This window comes from Allorhizobium paknamense (assembly GCF_030815125.1).
GTDB classification, from domain to species: domain Bacteria; phylum Pseudomonadota; class Alphaproteobacteria; order Rhizobiales; family Rhizobiaceae; genus Allorhizobium; species Allorhizobium paknamense.
On record NZ_JAUSWH010000006.1, the window covers coordinates 206,754 to 224,749 of the forward strand.

The window sequence follows — 17,996 nt, forward strand, 5'->3', positions numbered from 1 at the left end:
GTTTTTACGCATTTCCGGACGGAAAACTGTGATAACACTTTTCCTGGAAATGCTCTAGATCCTGCGCCTTCAAGCTTCGTTTGATCGCCGTCGGAGGCCGTTGATAGACCTCCTGAAACACCGCGTTGAAGCGTCTCAGGCTGGTAAAGCCGGCCTGAAGCGCGATCTCGGTAATCGGCATATCCGTTTCCGTCAGCAGGCGCTTGGCCCTTTGCACGCGGGCCGTCTTCGCCACCTGAAGAGGGCTTGCGCCGAGATGCCTTTGGAACAGGCGGGAGAGATGGCGGGCACCGACACCGACCCGGGCAGCCAGCCTGTCCACAGTGGCATCGCGGCCATCCAGCGCGCCTTCCTCCTTGATCATCCGGGCCGCCTTTTCCACCGTCGTCGCCGTCCCTTTCCAGGCAGGGCAGAAAGGGGCGGTTTCAGGCCTGCACCGAAGGCATGGCCTGTACCCAGCCAGTTCGGCAGCCGTGGCACTCGGCAGGAATTCGACATTGCGCCGATAGGGAAGCCGCACCGGACAAACGCAGCGGCAATAAATTCCCGTTGTTCGAACGCCGATGAAAAACCGGCCATCGAATTCAGGATCGCGGGCGAGCCACGCTTGCTCGCATGTGTCAATATCCAAGCTCATGACGTTATCTTAGCGCAGCTTTCGCCTGTGAAAAACGACCACGTCCGATTCCGGCGAGTCTGAAAGCGCATGTGATTTAGATTGAGAATGACAAAACAGCCCTGCAAAAGCAGGGCAGCGGAGCAGGTGAGATAGAAGACATGCGCTATGATATGATGGAAAGCCCGATCGGCGATCTGCTGCTGGCCGGAGACGGTGAGGTTCTGTCACGGATCGGTTTCCCAAGGGGAAAGGGCGCGATTACCCCAAAACCGTCATGGGTTCGGGATCGTTCAGCTTTCGGCCTCGCAAAAGCGCAGCTGCGGGATTATTTCGAGGGCGAAAGGCGGGAATTCGAGTTACCGCTCGCGATGCAGGGTACCAGCTTCCAGGTTTCGGTCTGGCGGGAATTGGCAAAGATTCCGTTCGGCTTGACGATCAGTTATGGCGAACTGGCGCGCCGGCTGGGCAATCCCGCGGCGGTTCGCGCCGTGGGCACCGCAAATGGTGCCAACCCGCTACCCATCGTCATTCCCTGCCATCGGGTTATCGGTTCAAATGGCAGTCTCACCGGCTTTGGTGGTGGGCTTGAAACGAAGAAATGGCTTTTGGAGCTGGAGCAGGCGGTGCCTGAGGTTTCACAGCTCCGGTTGATTTGACCGGCAAGGTCAAACCTTCTGCGCCTGATATAGCGCAGAAGGTCTTTTACGTTTCAGACGGGCCGAACCAGAATGTGCTTCTTCTTGCCAAGCGACAGCTTGATCACGCCGTCTGCGGTCACCTCGCCGGTGCCGATGGTGGCGCGTTCATCGGACATGCCCTGATCGTTGATCTTCACGGCACCGCCCTGGACGTGGCGGCGAGCTTCGCCGTTGGAGGCGGCAAGACCGGCCTTGACGATGAGCGACAGCAGGCCGATCCCGGCTTCCAGTTCGGTTTTCGCCACCTCGATGGAAGGCAGGTTATCGGCAAGTGCGCCTTCCTCGAAGGTTTTGCGGGCCGTTTCGGCGGCCTCTTCGGCGGCAGCCCGGCCATGGAGAATGGCGGTAACTTCCGTCGCCAGCACCTTCTTCGCCTCGTTGATTTCCGAGCCGCCAAGGGCTGCAAGCCGGGCAATTTCATCCATCGGCAGGGTGGTGAAGAGCTTCAGGAAGCGCTCGACATCAGCGTCTTCCGTGTTGCGCCAGTACTGCCAGAAGTCATAGACCGGCAGCAGGTCGGCGTTCAACCACACCGCACCAGACGCGCTCTTGCCCATTTTCTGGCCGGAGGACGTGGTCAGCAGCGGTGCGGTCAGCGCGTAAAGCTGCGGCGTATCCATACGATGGCCGAGGTCGATACCGTTGATGATATTGCCCCACTGGTCGGAGCCCCCCATCTGCAGGCGGCAGTCGTAGCGCTTGTTCAGCTCCACGAAGTCATAGGCCTGGAGGATCATGTAGTTGAATTCCAGGAAGGACAGCGATTGCTCACGGTCAAGGCGGGTCTTGACGCTGTCGAAGGACAGCATGCGATTGACGGAGAAATGCCGCCCGACATCGCGCAGGAATTCGAGATAGTTGAGCGAACGCAGCCATTCGGCATTGTTCAGCATCAGCGCGCCGCCCTTCGGGCCCTTGTCGTAATCCAAGTAATGCGAGAAGCAGCGCTTGATCGAGGCAATGTTGTCCTCGATCATGTCGAGTGTCATCAGCTTGCGGGCTTCTTCCTTGAAGGAGGGATCGCCCACCATGCCCGTGCCGCCGCCCATCAGCGAGATGGGCTGGTGGCCCGTCTGCTGGAACCAGCGCAGCATCATGATCTGCATGAGATGGCCGACATGCAGGCTGGAGGCCGTCGGATCATACCCGATATAGGCCGTCACGCTTTCCTTGGCGAGCAGATCGTCCAGCCCGGTTTCATCGGACACTTGATGAATGAACCCACGCTCGGAGAGAATGTTCAGGAAATCGGATTTGAACTTGGCCATGACGCACACGCCTTCTGGTATCTGAAATTTTCCGGGCGGCTTTAGCATTGTTTTTTGAATTGTGCATCCATTTCGGCCATCAATTTGCCCAGGCTCTTCGGGAGAATCGCATGACGGAATTGCTACGCGCCATTGGCTTGATGAGCGGCACCTCGCTGGATGGGGTGGATGTGGCGTTTTTGGCCACGGATGGGCAATCTAGCGTCACACGGGGCCCGTCCATGGCCTTTCCCTATGACGCGGCCTTTCGCGAGCGGCTGAAACAGGGGCTGGAAGAGGCAAAATCCATCGAAAATCGCGATGAACGCCCCGGGAACCTTGCCGAACTTGAACGAGATCAGACGCTTCTGCATGCCAAGGCGGTGAGAGAGTTTTTGAGTCAAAACAATATCTTGCCGCAGGATGTTCATGTGATCGGCTTTCACGGCCAGACGGTGCTGCACAGGCCGCAAAAAGCACTGACCGTGCAGATCGGCGATGGCGCGCTTCTGGCGCGGGAAACCGGAATCGATGTCGTCTATGACATGCGTGCCAATGATATGGTGCATGGCGGGCAGGGCGCGCCGCTGGTGCCCGTTTATCATGCAGCGCTGGCGGCGGGGCTGGGGAGAGATGCCTTTCCGGTCTGTTTCGTCAATATCGGCGGCATTTCCAATCTGACCGCCATAGACAGCCATGGCGAGATCACCGCTTTCGACAGCGGTCCCGGCAATACGCTGATCGATCAATGGGTGGAGGCGCATACCGGGCAGGCCTTCGATGCGGGCGGTGAGATCGCGGCGCGCGGCACCGTGCGGTCTGCGCTGACGGATCGTTATCTCCGCCATCGCTTCTTTACCGCTAATCAGCGTGTTTCGCTGGATCGCAATGATTTTTCGCCACCGGTGAAGGGGGAAATCGGGCTGGAAGACGGCGCGCGCAGCCTTGCCCATGTGACGGCGGCTGCGATTTTTGCGTCTGTCCGGCATGTGCGGGAAAAGCCGAAAACCTATGTCGTCTGTGGTGGCGGACGCCTGAACCCTGTGATCATGGGGGATATGGCCATGATTGCCGCCAAAGAGGAGGCGCACGTCGTCAATGCTGACGAACTGGGCCTGAACGGCGATTCCATGGAAGCTGAGGCCTGGGCCTATCTTGCTGTGCGCTCTTTGAAAGGCTTGCCACTCACCTTTCCGGGCACCACGGGGGTACGGGCGCCGGTCACCGGCGGAGTGCTCGTAAAAGCAGAATAAAGCAAAGCCGCCCTAGGGTGTGTGGGGATTCAGTTTTGGGTGAGGCGAAAACGGTGATTTTCGAGAACCGGAGCGGAGTGTACTTAAGGTACATGAGCACCGGAAGCGCAGGAAATTGCCGTTTGCAGCCCACCCAAAGCTGAATACCCACACACCCTAAGGCGGCTTTATAGTCTTTGTATCAGCGCAGGCGCTTGGCCGCTGGTTCCGGAACCAGTTCGCCTTCCAGGCGACGGTCCAGATAATCTTCGCATTCGGCCATCAGTGTTTCGATCTGGCCGTTGAAGAAGTGGTTGGCGCCGGGAATGGTTTTCTGGGTGATCAGAATGCCCTTCTGGGTCTTCAGCTTGTCCACCAGACCCTGCACGTCCTTCTCCGGGGCGACCTTGTCGGAATCGCCATGGATGATCAGGCCGGAAGACGGGCAGGGTGCGAGGAAGGAGAAGTCATAGGTGTTCGGCTGCGGCGCAATGGACATGAAGCCTTCGATTTCCGGACGGCGCATCAGAAGCTGCATGCCGATCCACGCGCCGAAGGAATAGCCGGCCACCCAGCAGCTCTTCGAATCGGGATGCAGGCTCTGCACCCAGTCGAGCGCAGAGGCCGCATCCGACAATTCACCCGCGCCGTGGTCGAACTCGCCCTGGCTGCGGCCAATGCCGCGGAAGTTGAACCTGAGCGTGGTGAAGCCGCGCTTCTGGAACATGTAGAAGAGCTGGTAGACGATCTGGTTGTTCATCGTGCCGCCGAACTGCGGGTGCGGATGAAGAATGATCGCTATCGGCGCGCTCTTTTCCTTGGAGGGCTGGTAGCGACCTTCAAGACGACCTGCGGGTCCGTTGAAGATGACTTCGGGCATGGATACTCCGATCTTAACTTTCTTTTTTTCGTCTCAGAGCCCGTTGACATCAAAGAGATGACTTGACGGGAGCAGTCAGCTTTTCTAGAAGTTTAGAACAATTCAAAAATGAAAGGCCGACCACGGGTTGGTCAGTGTCATAGGACATACGGGCCGGAAATTTCAAGAAAAATGCGCTTTTCTTGAAGTTCGGGGCAAAGGAAGTCGGGATCGTCGGAAATTATGGCTGGCAAACGCATCTACCTTGACTGGAATGCGACCGCACCCCTCTTGAATGAGGCGCGGGAAGCCATGCTGGCGGCCTTGGCTATGCCGGGCAATCCCTCTTCCGTGCATTCCGAAGGGCGCGCGGCCCGGGCGCTGGTGGAAAAGGCCAGGCGGCAGGTGGCAAGCCTTGTGGGGGCGGAAACCCAGCATGTGGTGTTTACCTCCACCGCCACGGAAGCGGCCAATCTGGCGCTTTCGCCGCGGTACCGGATGGGACGTTCTCCTCTGTCTCTGACGCGTCTTTACGTCTCGGCCATCGAGCATCCCGCCGTGCGGCTGGGCGGACGTTTTGCGGCAGAAGCGATTACGGAAATTGCGGTGACGCCGCAAGGACAGGTTGATCTTGCCGCCCTTGAAGCGCTGCTGGCGGCTCATCCGGCAGATGCCGGTCTGCCGCTGGTGGCTGTAATGCTTGCCAATAATGAAACCGGCATCGTGCAGCCGATCGCGGAGATCGCCCGGCTGGTGCATGGCAAGGGCGGATTGCTGGTGGTGGATGCCGTTCAGGCTGCAGGCCGCATTCCGGTGAATATTGCGGCGCTGGATGCGGATTTCCTGATGATTTCCGCCCACAAGCTCGGCGGCCCGAAGGGCGCTGGCGCGCTGATCGCCCGTGGCGAAACGCTGATGCCGGAACCATTGATCCGGGGTGGCGGCCAGGAAAAGGGCCATCGCGGCGGCACGGAGAACCTGGCCGGGATCGCCGGCTTTGGAGCAGCGTGCGAAATTGCGGAAAAACAATTGATAGAACGCAATTTTCGCATTGCCGCCTTGCGCGAAAAGCTGGAAGAAGGCATGCGAAAGGCCGCGCCGGATGTGATCATCCACGGTGCTGAGGTGGACAGAATTGCCAATACGACGTTTTTCAGCCTGCCGGGGCTGAAGGCGGAAACGGGACAGATCGCCTTCGATCTGGAAGGTGTTGCGCTCTCTGCGGGTGCGGCCTGCTCTTCCGGCAAGGTGGGGCAAAGCCATGTATTGACCGCCATGGGGCGAGATGCGGCTTTGGGTGGCTTACGGCTTTCGCTGGGGCCGGAAACGACGGAAGAAGATATTGACCATGCCCTTGCGGCCTTTGCGCGGATTGCCGCGCGTCGGCGTGTAACGGGGCATGCGGCATGAGAAATGGGTAGAAACCCCAGATAAACTTTGGGGAGAGGGTGAATTTTTCGCACTCCGTTCCTAGATAAGGGGCATTCCCCTAGACAGTATCGCATGGCTGGCCAGACCGGCGATGCGGAGTTTACAAGCTGCCGGACCTTGGACCCGGCAAGATTGGAGAACGAGAATGGCTGCCGTACAGGAAACGATCGATCAGGTTCGCCAGATCGACGTCGATCAGTACAAGTATGGTTTTGAAACGACCATCGAAGTGGATAAGGCGCCGAAGGGGCTTTCGGAAGACATCGTTCGTTTCATCTCCGCGAAGAAGCGTGAGCCGGAATGGATGCTGGAATGGCGTCTGGACGCCTATCGCCGCTGGCTGACGATGGAAGAGCCGACCTGGGCGCGCGTCGATTATCCGAAAATCGACTTCAATGACATTTATTATTATGCCGCGCCAAAAACGGCGGAAGGCCCGAAGTCTCTGGATGATGTCGATCCCGAACTGCTGAAGGTCTATGAAAAGCTCGGCATTCCGCTGAAGGAACAGGAAATCCTGGCGGGTGTGCAGTCTTCGAAGATTGCTGTCGATGCCGTCTTCGATTCCGTTTCGGTCGTCACAACCTTCAAGGAAGAGCTGAAGAAGGCGGGCGTGATCTTCATGTCCATTTCCGAAGCCGTTCGCGAACATCCGGAACTGGTGCAGAAATATCTGGGCTCGGTGGTTCCGACCACGGACAATTACTATGCCACGTTGAATTCGGCGGTCTTTACCGACGGTTCCTTCGTCTTCGTGCCGAAGGGCGTGCGGTGCCCGATGGAGCTTTCCACCTATTTCCGCATCAATGAGAAGAACACGGGCCAGTTCGAGCGCACGCTGATCATTGCGGAAGAGGGGGCTTACGTTTCCTATCTGGAAGGCTGCACCGCGCCGCAACGCGATGAAAACCAGCTTCACGCCGCCGTGGTGGAACTGGTGGCGCTGGACGATGCCGAAATCAAGTATTCCACCGTCCAGAACTGGTATCCGGGCGACAAGGACGGCAAGGGCGGCATCTACAACTTCGTGACCAAGCGCGGCGATTGCCGTGGCGCGCGGTCTAAGATTTCCTGGACGCAGGTGGAAACCGGCTCGGCCATTACCTGGAAATATCCCTCCTGCATTCTGCGCGGGGATGACAGCCGTGGCGAGTTCTACTCGATTGCCGTTTCCAACGGCCATCAGCAGGTGGATAGCGGCACCAAGATGATCCATCTCGGCAAGAACACGTCGAGCCGCATCATCTCCAAGGGCATTTCGGCTGGCGTTTCGCAGAACACCTATCGCGGTCAGGTATCCATGCATCGCAAGGCGGCCAATGCGCGCAATTTCACCAATTGCGATTCGCTGCTGATCGGCGACAAGTGCGGCGCCCATACCGTGCCCTATATCGAGGTGAAGAACTCGACCGGCAAGGTGGAGCACGAAGCCACGACCTCGAAGATCTCCGAGGACCAGAAGTTCTACGCCATGCAGCGCGGCATTCCGGAAGAGGAAGCCATCGCGCTCATCGTCAACGGCTTCGTCCGCGAGGTGATCCAGGAACTGCCGATGGAATTCGCCGTGGAAGCGCAGAAGCTGATCAATATCAGCCTTGAGGGCTCGGTCGGCTGATCAGGCCGACTTCACCGTTTCATTTTTGCGCTGCGGCGCCGACCCATTTCGTCCGAAAGGATTGTCACATGCTTGAAATCAAGAACTTGCACGCCCGGATCGCTGAAGACGGCACCGAGATCATTCGTGGCCTGAACCTTACCGTCAAGGCCGGAGAAGTGGCTGCCATCATGGGCCCGAACGGCTCCGGCAAATCCACGCTGTCCTACATTCTCTCCGGTCGCGAAGACTATGAAGTCACCGAAGGGGAAATCCTCTTCAACGGCGAGAACATTCTGGAGCTGGACCCGGCGGAGCGCGCCGCAAAGGGCGTGTTCCTGGCCTTCCAGTATCCGGTCGAGATCCCGGGCGTTGCCACCATGCAGTTCCTGAAGGTGGCCATGAACGAGCAGCGCAAGGCGCGTGGCGAAGAGGAGCTTTCGACGCCGGACTTCATGCGCCGCGTCAAGGAAGCGGCAGGCGAGTTGAAGATCAACCCGGATATGCTGAAGCGCCCGTTGAATGTCGGCTTCTCCGGCGGTGAGAAGAAGCGTGCGGAAATCCTGCAGATGGCGCTGCTGGAGCCGAAGCTCTGCATTCTCGACGAGACCGATTCCGGCCTGGATATCGACGCGCTGAAGATCGTCGCCGATGGCGTCAACGCCTTGAAGCGTCCGGATCGCGCCACCATCGTCATCACCCACTATCAGCGCCTTCTGGATTACATCGTGCCGGATACGGTTCACGTTCTCTACAAGGGCCAGATCGTCAAGACCGGCGACAAGAACCTTGCGCTGGAACTGGAAGCCAATGGCTATGCCGACATTACCGGCCAGGCGGCCTGAGTGCGGCAGGGACAAGGAGCTTTGACATGAACATGCAAGCGGCCAATCGGTCCACTGCGGCCGAGACGCAGCTCGTAGAGGCCTATGGTGCCCAGCTCGGCGAATTGCCGGGCGATGGCGCTGTCCTCGGCGCGCGCGACATTTTGTTCGATGACCTGAAAAAGGGCGGCCTGCCCTCCAGGCGCATCGAAAGCTGGCACTATACCGACCTCAAGACGCTGCTGCGCGCCATTCCGGATGCGCTTCCCGCCAAGGATGCCAAGGGCGGCGCGCCGCTGGTGGAAGGCTCCAAGGTGGTGGAACTGCGTCAGGGCAAGTCCATCGACATGCATGCGCCGGAAGGTGTGACGATCACCCGTTACCAGCAGAGCCTGCTGGAGGGAACTGCTGCTGCCGGTCTGGTGGCGCGGGGCGATGACGATGCCATTGGCCGGTTGAACGGCAGCTTCGTGCGGGATGGTTATTCTCTTGCCGTGGCCGACGAGGCCGAGGTGGAGCAGATCATCGAAATCCAGGCCGTGCAGGCGGGCGGGCAATCGCATATCCGTATTCCGGCATCGTTCGGTGCTGGTTCGAAGGCCACGGTGATCGAGCGGCACTTCAACACCTCGGAAGCCGAAGGGCTGGTGTCTTCCGTCAGCGATCTGGTGCTGGGCGATGGCGCGGAGGTTCTCTGGATCATCGTGCAGCAGCAGGGCAAGGGCGATACGCATCTGGCCCAGTGCAAGGCCAGCCTTGGTGCCAATTCCCGGCTCAAGCTGTTCATCATCAATGCCGGCGGCAAGCTTGTCCGTCAGGAAGTGCATGTGGCGACGGCGGGCGAGGGCGCGGACTTCACGCTGCGCGGCGTCAATCTCCTGGGTGGCGAAAGCCATACGGATGTAACCATGACGCTCGGTCATGACGTGCCGAACACCACCTCTACGGAAATCATCCGCAACGTGGTGTTCGACAAGGCGCGCGGCGTTTTTCAGGGGCAGATCCGGGTGGCGCCCGATGCGCAGAAAACCGATGCCCGTATGGCTTGCAACACGCTGCTGATGTCGGACGACGCCGAGTTTTCGGTGAAGCCGGAGCTTGAAATCTTTGCCGACGACGTGCAATGCGCCCATGGTGCGACGGTTGCCGACATTCTGAAAACTCATCTCTACTACCTCATGTCGCGCGGCATTCCGGAAAAGAAGGCGCGCGGCCTTCTGATCAACGCCTTCGTGGCCGAGATCGTCGAGGAACTGGAAGACGAGGCGCTGGTTGAGGCCCTGGAAGGGGTCATTTCCAACTGGCTGGAGCATCATGGCTGATCAGGCAAAGCGGATGGGCGGATATGATGTCGAAGCGGTGCGGCGGGATTTTCCGATCCTGTCGCGCACCGTTCATGGCAACAAGCCGTTGGTCTATCTCGACAACGGCGCATCCGCTCAAAAGCCGCAGGTGGTGATCGATGCGGTGACTCATGCCTATTCGCATGAATATGCCAATGTGCATCGCGGCCTGCATTTTCTCTCCAATGCCGCCACGGACGCCTATGAGGCAGCCCGCGAAAAGGTGCGGTGTTTTCTCAATGCACCCTCGGTGGATGAGGTGGTGTTTACCAAGTCATCCACCGAGGCCATCAATACGGTGGCCTATGGCTATGGCATGAAGGAGATCGGCGAGGGCGACGAGATCGTTCTCACCATCATGGAGCATCACTCCAACATTGTGCCCTGGCATTTCATCCGGGAGCGCAAGGGCGCAAAGCTCGTCTGGGTGCCGGTGGACGATGACGGTGCTTTTCACCTCGAAGAGTTTGAAAAGCGGTTGACCGAGCGCACCAAGCTGATCGCCATCACCCATATGTCCAATGCCCTGGGCACTGTGGTCCCGGTCAAGGACGTGTGCCGCATTGCGCGTGAGCGTGGCATTCCGGTTCTGGTCGATGGCAGCCAGGGCGCGGTGCATATGCCTGTCGATGTGCAGGATATCGGTTGCGACTGGTATGTGATGACCGGGCACAAGCTTTATGGTCCTTCAGGCATTGGCGTACTCTATGGTCGCATGGACCGGCTGCGCGAAATGCAGCCCTTCATGGGCGGTGGCGAGATGATCGTCGACGTCACCGAGGATATGGTGACCTATAACGAGCCGCCGCATCGCTTCGAAGCCGGTACGCCGCCGATCGTTCAGGCGATTGGTCTGGGTTATGCGCTGGATTACATGGAGACGCTGGGCCGGGAGGCCATTGCAGCCCATGAGGCGGATCTGGCGTCTTACGCCCGTGAGCGGTTGAGCGCGATCAATTCGCTGCGGATCATTGGCGATGCGCCGGGCAAGGGAGCCATTTTCTCCTTCGAGCTCAAGGGCATCCATGCTCATGACGTTTCCATGGTCATTGACCGCCGCGGTGTGGCCGTGCGGGCCGGAACCCATTGCGCCCAGCCGCTGTTGAACCGTTTTGGCGTGACATCCACTTGCCGCGCCTCGTTTGCACTTTACAATACGCGGGAAGAAGTGGACGCGCTGGCCGAGGCGCTTGCCTATGCCAGGGACTTCTTCGCCTGAGGAAAGATCATGAGCGTGAGTGAAAACGAACAGAAGCCGGATGTCCGCGAAGGCATCGTGCAGTCCAGCATTCCGCAGGAGGAACTGGCGCGTTTGTCCGATGATATCGTGGCGGCTCTGAAGACCGTTTACGACCCGGAAATTCCGGCGGATATCTTCGAACTGGGGCTGATCTACAAGATCGACATCGAAGACGACCGCATGGTCAAAATCGTCATGACTCTGACCGCGCCGGGCTGCCCGGTGGCCGGGGAAATGCCGAGCTGGGTGCAGAACGCCGTTGGCGCGGTCGAAGGTGTCTCCGGCGTGGATGTAGAGCTGACCTTCGATCCGCCGTGGACGCCGGACCGGATGTCTGAAGAAGCACAGGTGGCTGTCGGCTGGTATTGACAGTTGCTGCTTGTCCTGAGCCTTGCTGAGAATTACATTTCCTGAACGAAGCGCCGGACCTTGAACCCGGTTGCGAGAAGGAGACTGACATGGGCTTCGCTGTGATGACCATGACCGACGTGGCTGCAAACCGCGTCAAGGAAATTGTCGAGGGTTCGAACTCTGATGCCAAGGGCATTCGGGTGGGCGTGAAAAAGGGCGGTTGCGCCGGGATGGAATATACCATCGATCTCGTAACGGAACCCAACCCGAAGGATGATCATATCGAGCGGGATGGTGCGCATGTCTGGATCGATCCGGCAGCCATTCTCTATCTGCTCGGCACCGAAATCGATTTCGAAACCACGACCCTGCGCTCCGGCTTTACCTTCCGCAACCCGAACCAGACCTCGGCCTGCGGCTGTGGCGAATCTGTGGAATTGAAGGCAGCCGATCTGGCCGAACTGGCCAAGGCGAAGGAAGCCGCCACCGCCTGATGGCAGCGATCATTATCGCCGACCGTGCCTCTGTTTGATCCTGCGAACGCTGCTGACCTGTGCCTTCAAGGCATTCAAGGCGTGGGTCTCGTCTTCGGAAAGCTTCTCCAGAGGGACATGGCGGATGAGCACTTCAAGCGCCTCGCTGATCCGGCCGATCTGCCGGCCATAACTTCCCACTTCATCGAGAACATCCTGCTCGGTTTCCGGTGACGGGGTCGAGCCGAGGGAGATATTGATCAGGCCGACCTGCTGCACCCCTTGCTGAACATAGGTCCAGGGATTGATTGCCTGCCAGAGCTTTTGCGGCGCGAGGCCCAGAGTGAATGATTTCATGATGATTGCCCCCGTTCTGTTTCTGCCAGTATAGGGACAATCTCTCGTTGTGCTATCGTCTCGACGGGTAAGACCGGAAAAGGTCAGCTACAGCGCCGTGCGCCATATATGGCGTACGGCGCTGTAGCGCTTTATATCCGCTGCATAATTTTAGCCTTAAATCGATTCCGAGTTAAGGAATTATGCAGTATCGCGATCGATATGCGAGGTCTGGCGGGTATCCGGCATGATGGCGTAGATGACCAGAGAAATGGCAATGCAGCCGGATACATACCAGTAGAACCAGCTTTCATGCCCCGCCTGCTTGAACCAGAGCGCCACATATTCCGCCGTGCCGCCGAAGATGGACACGGTAAGCGCATAGGGCAGGCCAACGCCGAGCGCCCTTATGGTGGTGGGGAAAAGTTCGGCTTTCACCACGGCATTGATGGCCGTATAGCCTGAAACGATGGCGAGCGCGAGAATGATGATGATCACCGCTTCCAGGGCCGAACCGGCATGGCTGAGTGTCGTCAGCAGGGGCACGGTGCAGAGCGTGCCGAGAACGCCGAAGGTGAGCAGCACCGGACGTCGGCCAACCTTGTCGGAAATCGCACCCACCACGGGCTGCAGGCACATATAGACAAACAGAGCGCCAGCGGAGACGAGGGTGGAATCGGTCTTGGTCAGGCCCACCGTGTTTACCAGGAATTTCTGCATATAGGTGGTGTAGGTATAGAAGGCGACCGTGCCGCCCAGAGTGAGGCCGATAACGATGGCGACTTCCTTCGGATAGTTCATCAACTCCCGAAGCGGGCTGATTTTTTGCCCGGCGGCCTTGCGGGTGAATTGCTCGGTTTCCGCCATGCCGCGACGCAGGTAGAGGGCAATGATGGCCAGGCCCGCACCGATCACGAAGGGGATGCGCCAACCCCAGGCTTCCAGTTCCTGCGGTGTCAGCAGCACCTGTTGCAGCAGAAGCAGCACGAGAATGGCCGAAAGCTGGCCCATGATCAGCGTGACATATTGAAAGCTGGAATAAAAACCGCGCCGTTCTCTCGTCGCCATTTCAGAGAGATAGGTGGCGCTGGTGCCGTATTCACCGCCCAGGCTCAAGCCCTGCAGCATGCGGGCGACCATGAGGATGACGGGTGCCGCATAGCCGATCGTCGCAAAGCCCGGCGTGACCGCAACCATCAGCGATCCAAAGCACATGAGAAGCACGGAGAGCGTCAGCGCCTCCTTGCGGCCGCGCCGGTCGGCATAGGCGCCAAAGAACCAGCCGCCGATAGGCCGCATGATGAAACCGACGGCAAAAATGCCTGCGGCATTCAGAAGCTGGGCCGTGGGGTCGGAATTGGGAAAAAAGCTCTGCGCGAAATAAAGGGAAAAAGCCGAATACACATAGAAATCATAATACTCGACGAGATTGCCGATGGAGCCGCTGAAGATCGATTTCAGCCGCCGTCCCATGTCGGCATAGTCCTCGCCATCCTGCTTTTGAAGCTGTTGGCCGTGGGTCATGTTACCTCCCCTGGAAATACAATCCTGAATTTCACTGCAAATGCTCCAAAGAACAAGAAAATTTTCGCCCAGGCGCTTTTTTTCCCCCTTATTTTGCGGTATGCGAGGGAAAACATCGCAAAAAACATTGAAAATCGATAGAGAGGCCGGAAAGGTTCCAAGTTGGATCAGATAGATCGTAAAATTCTGGACCTTCTGGTCGATGATTCGCGTCGCTCGCTTGCTGAGATCGGCGAGGGGGTGGGGCTGTCACCCTCCTCGGTCAATGACCGGATTCGCCGTCTGACCCAGCAAGGCGTCGTGAAGCGCTTCACGGTAGAGGTGGATCACGCCAAAATCGGCCTGCCGATCACCGCCTTCGTCTTCGTGCAATTGCATACGGAAGCCTCGGAGGAGGCCTTTCGTGCCTTCGCGGCATCCCATGCTGCGGTGGAGGAATGCCACCACCTGACGGGGGGCTGGTCCTATCTCTTGAAGCTGCGGCTCAGGGATCTTCAGGATATTGAAACCTTCCTCGCGGAAACCAAGAGCCGTCGCTTCCTTGCCCGGAGCGAAACCATGATTTCGCTGTCCGCCGTGGCGGAAAAGACCTGCACCGGAACGGAGACCGCATGATCCTGCTTCTGCTCGTCAAGGGTTTTCTGCTCGGCTTTGCGGTTGCCGCGCCGATTGGTCCCATTGGCACGCTCTGCATCAACCGCACCATGGAGCGCGGCTTCTGGTACGGGGTGTCCGCCGGTCTGGGGGCCGCGATCGGTGACATGATTTTTGCGGTCATTGCCGCCGCAGGCTTTGCCGCCACGCAGCACGTGCTGGAAACGATCTCCCTGCCGCTGAAGATTATCGGTGGCCTGCTCATTCTCATCATGGGCATCCGCATCTTTCAGGCACGGCCCGCCGTTGCCGCCGCCAAGGTGGAGGCTGCGGATCTGGTGAAGACCACGATTTCCACATTTCTGCTGACCATCACCAATCCAGCCACGATCTTCGGCTTTGCCGTGCTGTTTGCCGGGGCAGGGCTGGCCGATACGAAAGGCGTCAGCCCGTTCTTTCTGGTAGCGGGGGTGTTTCTGGGCTCACTGGCCTGGTGGTGCATTCTGTGCGGCACGGTAAACTGGCTGCATAGACGGTTGCCGGATCATTTTACCGTCTGGGTCAGCCGCGCGTCCGCCGTTTTCCTCATCGGGTTCGGCGTGGTCACGCTATCGCTTGCAGCGCGGCAGTATTGGGCTTGAACCCGATATGGGACGACCATCGTTCTGTAGACGGAGTCAGTCGTCCTTCTTCATGGTCATCAGCACGTCCCAAAGATCGGCACCTGCCTCGAACACCTTGGCATTGGCCTTGAAGCTGTTTTCGCTGGAGATGAGATCGACCATTTCATCGAGGGGATCGACAGTGGAGCTATCCGGCGTGGCAGGCTCTTCCTGAGACTGGACTGTCTTCGCTTTCACGCCGGAGGCAGTGGAGGACAGCTCGGTGCGCAGGCGCTTGTAGCCGGGCGTATCCATATTGGCGATGTTCTGCGCCGCGTTGTTGACCCGGGTCTGCTGCGCCAGCATGCCGGATGTCGCGGTGTTCATGATCGCGGAAATGCTCATTTGGGCCGTCCCCATCATCCTCTGTGAGGCAATACTTATAGAGGACGGCGGAGGCTTGCGCTGAAGAGCTTCAACTCATGCTTTACGAGGCGTGAAGGACTGCATGCGCCACCATCGCAGTTGATGGCGGCGCTAGTGGAATGAATTTGACATTTGATACCCATTTGCGGTGATCTCGAGGATCAAATGTCAAATTCGAAAATTCCACTAGAATCATAAGGTTGCTAGTGGTTTTCATGATTGTGACATTTGCTCTCGAGGGTGCTGCACAGGGTAGCAAATGTCACAATCAAACCACTAGAAAGGTCGAGGGCTATCAAGCCTTCTTCAGAGAGGAAAGCGTATCCTTGGAAACACCCGCAAAATTGTTGCCCAGCAGATAGTTGGGGCTGGTGGCGATCCAGCGGTCGAGATCGATTTCCTCGAATTTGCCATTGTCCCAGGTCTGGACAATTTCCAGATCCTCATCGCCGACATTGCGGATGGCGTGGCCGAAGCCCATGGGAATATAGGCGACATCGCCCGGTTTGAATTCGGCAACCTTGCCGCGCCCGCCAGAGCCGAACATTGCCACCTGTCCCTTGCCGCGCAGATAATAGTGCCATTCATTGGCGTTGACGTTCCAGTGCAGCCTGCGCATTTCGCCGGGCTTCAGCACCATCAGGCCGCCGGACATGGTGGAGGAGGCGGGGAATTCATCCACGGTCGCCAGACGGAAGCTGCCGCCATCGAAATCACGCACGGCACGGTTATCGGCCAGAAGGCGGAATTTGTGTGTAGATTCCTTCGGCCACGGCGCCTCCGTGGCATCCGCCGCCTTCAGGATCGGGCCTTGCTGGATATAGACCTCCCCCTTGGGGAAGGCGTCGAAGATATCCTTGGGCACGCCGAATTCCTTGGCCAGCATATCCTTCGGCGTCAGGTCCACCCAATCGGTGATGGAGAAGGTGCCATGCTCGGAAAAGGCGCCATTGTCGAAGGAGAGGATGAAGTGGCACGGCTTGTCGCCGATACACTGGATGGCGTGACCATGGCCGCGCTTGAAATACCAGAGATCGCCCGGCTTGAAATTGTTGATTTCACTGGCGCCCGAGGGCTCCAGCACCACCGTCTGGCATTCGCCCTCGATAACGAAAGCCCATTCGGCGGCAATGGCATGCCAGTGCAATTCGCGCGAGGCCCCGGGGTTCAGGTACATATGCACACCGGCAATGCCCTTGCTGATCGGGAACTGGTGCACGGTGGCTTCCTTGGCCCAGCCCCCGGAGGTTACCTTGGGCGCATTGCCATCCAGCGAAAAGCGGAAATCGGGCATTTCGGCCACGTCTTTGGGATCGTGATAGGCCACATCCACGCCGCCCGAAAGCGGAGAGGCATTGCGGCCAAAGCCGCCTGCACCCGGATCACCATGATCGTGCACCATGGCCGCCTCCGCCAGCTTCTCGAAGGAAACCAAACCCGCCCCAAGGGCCGCGGCACCCAGAAAACCACGTCGACCTGTCTGCATATCATTCTCCTGTCGCTTGAATCGCAAGGACTGAACCTCACCGTGCAACAGCTATGACGTGCATCCATGAATTGGTACGTTTGCTTTGCCTATAACAGTTATAGGCGCTTCTTATGAAGTGAATTAAATGCTTGTTCCGCCTTGAATTTCGTCAATTTTGGCCAAGCTCCGACCACTCCTCGCTTCCACCAGAACCTTGGCCTGGATGGCTTCGCACAGCGCCTTGAGCGGCGCCATCAGCATCTTGCGGTGCAGCAGCACGAATTCCAGCTCGCCAAGCGGCGGCAGGTCGGGAAAGCCATAACATTCAAGCAGGCCGGGAGGAGCCAGCAGGCGCGCATGCGCCATCATGCCAAGCCCGATGCGTGCCGCAGCCGCAAGCCCGTTCAAGGTGCTGCTGCTAAAGGCAATGCGCCAGGGCCGCGAAGCCCTTGCCATAGCCTCCACCGCCTTGAAACGGGTAATGCTGGGGGGCGGATAGAGCACCAGTTGCGTTTCTCCATCGCGGATCACCGGCGTGCCAGTGGCCGAGAGCCAGACGAGCGGCTCGCGCCAGATCACGTCCCCCTTCTTCTGACTTTGCGGCCCGCGCTTGCACAAGACGATATCCAGAGCGCCATCGTCGAATTTCTGAATAAGCTCTTCGCTGAGAGCAATGGTGAAATCGATATCGATCTCGGGATGATTGGCGGTGAAAGTGCGAATGACATCCGGCAGCCATTCATTCACCAGATCCTCCGACGCGCCGAAACGCAGGCTGTGGCGCTTGCTGGCCGATTCGAAGAAGGAGCGCGCCTTTTCCGTGGTTTCGGTTATGGATCGGGCAAAGGGCACCATGGCCTCCCCATGCCGGGTCAGCGCCAGAGAATGCGTATCGCGCTCAAACAGCCGCTGGCCGGCAAACTGCTCCAGACGCTTGATATGGTCACTGACGGTGGGCTGCGAGAGTCCCAGCACCCTGGCAGCGCCTGAAAAGCTGCCGCAATCGATCACGGTCAAAAATGTCTTTAAATGAATAGGGTCCACTCGAAGCCTCCCAGCTTCGCTGCGAAAAGAGTGGATGGATACTATCAACCTTTACGGGAAATGTATGACAAAAATCACTTACTCAAATCAA

The 17,996-nt window shown here is 58.5% G+C and carries 19 protein-coding genes; 11 read left to right on the plus strand and 8 right to left on the minus strand.

The genetic code is table 11. The features are described from left to right. Positions 1-4: 4 nt before the first annotated feature. Positions 5-637, minus strand: a complete 633-nt coding sequence (locus QO005_RS12015; RefSeq protein ID WP_307158272.1) for a bifunctional transcriptional activator/DNA repair enzyme AdaA — start codon at positions 635-637, stop codon at positions 5-7. Positions 638-777: 140 nt separating this feature from the next. Here QO005_RS12015 and QO005_RS12020 point away from each other — a divergent pair, with 140 nt between their 5' ends. Beyond that, the gene (locus tag QO005_RS12020; RefSeq protein WP_307158273.1) at positions 778-1,275 is read left to right on the plus strand and encodes a methylated-DNA--[protein]-cysteine S-methyltransferase; all 498 of its coding nucleotides are present in this window, start codon (positions 778-780) and stop codon (positions 1,273-1,275) included. Positions 1,276-1,328: 53 nt separating this feature from the next. Here QO005_RS12020 and tyrS read toward each other — a convergent pair whose 3' ends face one another. After that, the gene (gene tyrS, locus QO005_RS12025; protein WP_307158274.1) at positions 1,329-2,585 is read right to left on the minus strand and encodes a tyrosine--tRNA ligase; all 1,257 of its coding nucleotides are present in this window, start codon (positions 2,583-2,585) and stop codon (positions 1,329-1,331) included. 110 nt (positions 2,586-2,695) lie between these two features. Here tyrS and QO005_RS12030 point away from each other — a divergent pair, with 110 nt between their 5' ends. Then, complete coding sequence (locus QO005_RS12030) at positions 2,696-3,817, plus strand: anhydro-N-acetylmuramic acid kinase (RefSeq protein WP_307158275.1); 1,122 nt, start codon at positions 2,696-2,698, stop codon at positions 3,815-3,817. 181 nt (positions 3,818-3,998) lie between these two features. On the opposite strand, the gene QO005_RS12035 is transcribed toward QO005_RS12030, so the two are convergent. Then, on the minus strand, positions 3,999-4,676 hold the full coding sequence (locus QO005_RS12035; RefSeq protein WP_307158276.1) for an alpha/beta hydrolase: 678 nt from the start codon (positions 4,674-4,676) through the stop codon (positions 3,999-4,001). Positions 4,677-4,898: 222 nt separating this feature from the next. On the opposite strand from QO005_RS12035, the gene QO005_RS12040 reads away from it, so the two are divergent. From QO005_RS12040 to sufA, 7 genes are all read left to right on the plus strand, one after another. Further along, positions 4,899-6,065, plus strand: a complete 1,167-nt coding sequence (locus tag QO005_RS12040; RefSeq protein WP_307158277.1) for a cysteine desulfurase family protein — start codon at positions 4,899-4,901, stop codon at positions 6,063-6,065. Positions 6,066-6,231: 166 nt separating this feature from the next. Then, the gene (sufB, locus tag QO005_RS12045; protein WP_307158278.1) at positions 6,232-7,701 is read left to right on the plus strand and encodes a Fe-S cluster assembly protein SufB; all 1,470 of its coding nucleotides are present in this window, start codon (positions 6,232-6,234) and stop codon (positions 7,699-7,701) included. A 68-nt stretch (positions 7,702-7,769) separates the two neighbouring features. Further along, complete coding sequence (gene sufC / locus QO005_RS12050; RefSeq protein WP_027486425.1) at positions 7,770-8,525, plus strand: Fe-S cluster assembly ATPase SufC; 756 nt, start codon at positions 7,770-7,772, stop codon at positions 8,523-8,525. A 26-nt stretch (positions 8,526-8,551) separates the two neighbouring features. Further along, positions 8,552-9,826 (plus strand): Fe-S cluster assembly protein SufD, encoded by a 1,275-nt coding sequence (gene sufD, locus QO005_RS12055; protein WP_307158279.1) that lies wholly within the window; start codon positions 8,552-8,554, stop codon positions 9,824-9,826. Next, the gene (locus QO005_RS12060) at positions 9,819-11,066 is read left to right on the plus strand and encodes a cysteine desulfurase (RefSeq protein ID WP_307158280.1); all 1,248 of its coding nucleotides are present in this window, start codon (positions 9,819-9,821) and stop codon (positions 11,064-11,066) included. The genes sufD and QO005_RS12060 overlap by 8 nt, the downstream gene beginning before the upstream one ends. Before the next feature lie 9 nt (positions 11,067-11,075). Next, a complete protein-coding gene (locus QO005_RS12065) occupies positions 11,076-11,456 on the plus strand; it encodes an SUF system Fe-S cluster assembly protein (protein WP_307158281.1) in 381 nt (126 codons plus the stop codon). A gap of 89 nt (positions 11,457-11,545) precedes the next feature. After that, positions 11,546-11,932 (plus strand): Fe-S cluster assembly scaffold SufA, encoded by a 387-nt coding sequence (gene sufA / locus QO005_RS12070; protein ID WP_307158282.1) that lies wholly within the window; start codon positions 11,546-11,548, stop codon positions 11,930-11,932. Between the two features lie 12 nt (positions 11,933-11,944). Here the strand turns inward: sufA and QO005_RS12075 are convergent, their stop codons facing one another. Both QO005_RS12075 and QO005_RS12080 read right to left on the minus strand, forming a co-directional pair. Further along, complete coding sequence (locus QO005_RS12075) at positions 11,945-12,268, minus strand: hypothetical protein (protein ID WP_307158283.1); 324 nt, start codon at positions 12,266-12,268, stop codon at positions 11,945-11,947. Between the two features lie 180 nt (positions 12,269-12,448). After that, entirely contained in the window at positions 12,449-13,771 is a 1,323-nt protein-coding gene (locus QO005_RS12080; protein ID WP_307158284.1) for an MFS transporter, read from the minus strand. A gap of 162 nt (positions 13,772-13,933) precedes the next feature. Between QO005_RS12080 and QO005_RS12085 the strand changes: the two genes are divergently transcribed. Together QO005_RS12085 and QO005_RS12090 are read left to right on the plus strand one after the other, a co-directional pair. After that, positions 13,934-14,386 carry an Lrp/AsnC family transcriptional regulator gene (locus tag QO005_RS12085; RefSeq protein WP_307158285.1) on the plus strand — a complete coding sequence of 151 codons (453 nt, stop codon included), beginning with the start codon at positions 13,934-13,936 and terminating at the stop codon, positions 14,384-14,386. Continuing rightward, a complete protein-coding gene (locus QO005_RS12090) occupies positions 14,383-15,006 on the plus strand; it encodes a LysE family translocator (RefSeq protein WP_307158286.1) in 624 nt (207 codons plus the stop codon). Before QO005_RS12085 ends, QO005_RS12090 begins: the two co-directional genes overlap by 4 nt. A gap of 36 nt (positions 15,007-15,042) precedes the next feature. Here the strand turns inward: QO005_RS12090 and QO005_RS12095 are convergent, their stop codons facing one another. From QO005_RS12095 to QO005_RS12105, 3 genes are all read right to left on the minus strand, one after another. Next, positions 15,043-15,372, minus strand: a complete 330-nt coding sequence (locus tag QO005_RS12095; RefSeq protein WP_307158287.1) for a flagellar basal body rod protein FlgC — start codon at positions 15,370-15,372, stop codon at positions 15,043-15,045. A gap of 316 nt (positions 15,373-15,688) precedes the next feature. Beyond that, positions 15,689-16,879: a cupin domain-containing protein gene (locus QO005_RS12100; RefSeq protein WP_307158288.1), complete on the minus strand. Its 1,191-nt coding sequence runs from the start codon at positions 16,877-16,879 to the stop codon at positions 15,689-15,691. 123 nt (positions 16,880-17,002) lie between these two features. Then, a complete protein-coding gene (locus QO005_RS12105) occupies positions 17,003-17,905 on the minus strand; it encodes a LysR family transcriptional regulator (protein ID WP_307158289.1) in 903 nt (300 codons plus the stop codon). Positions 17,906-17,996 lie beyond the last annotated feature (91 nt).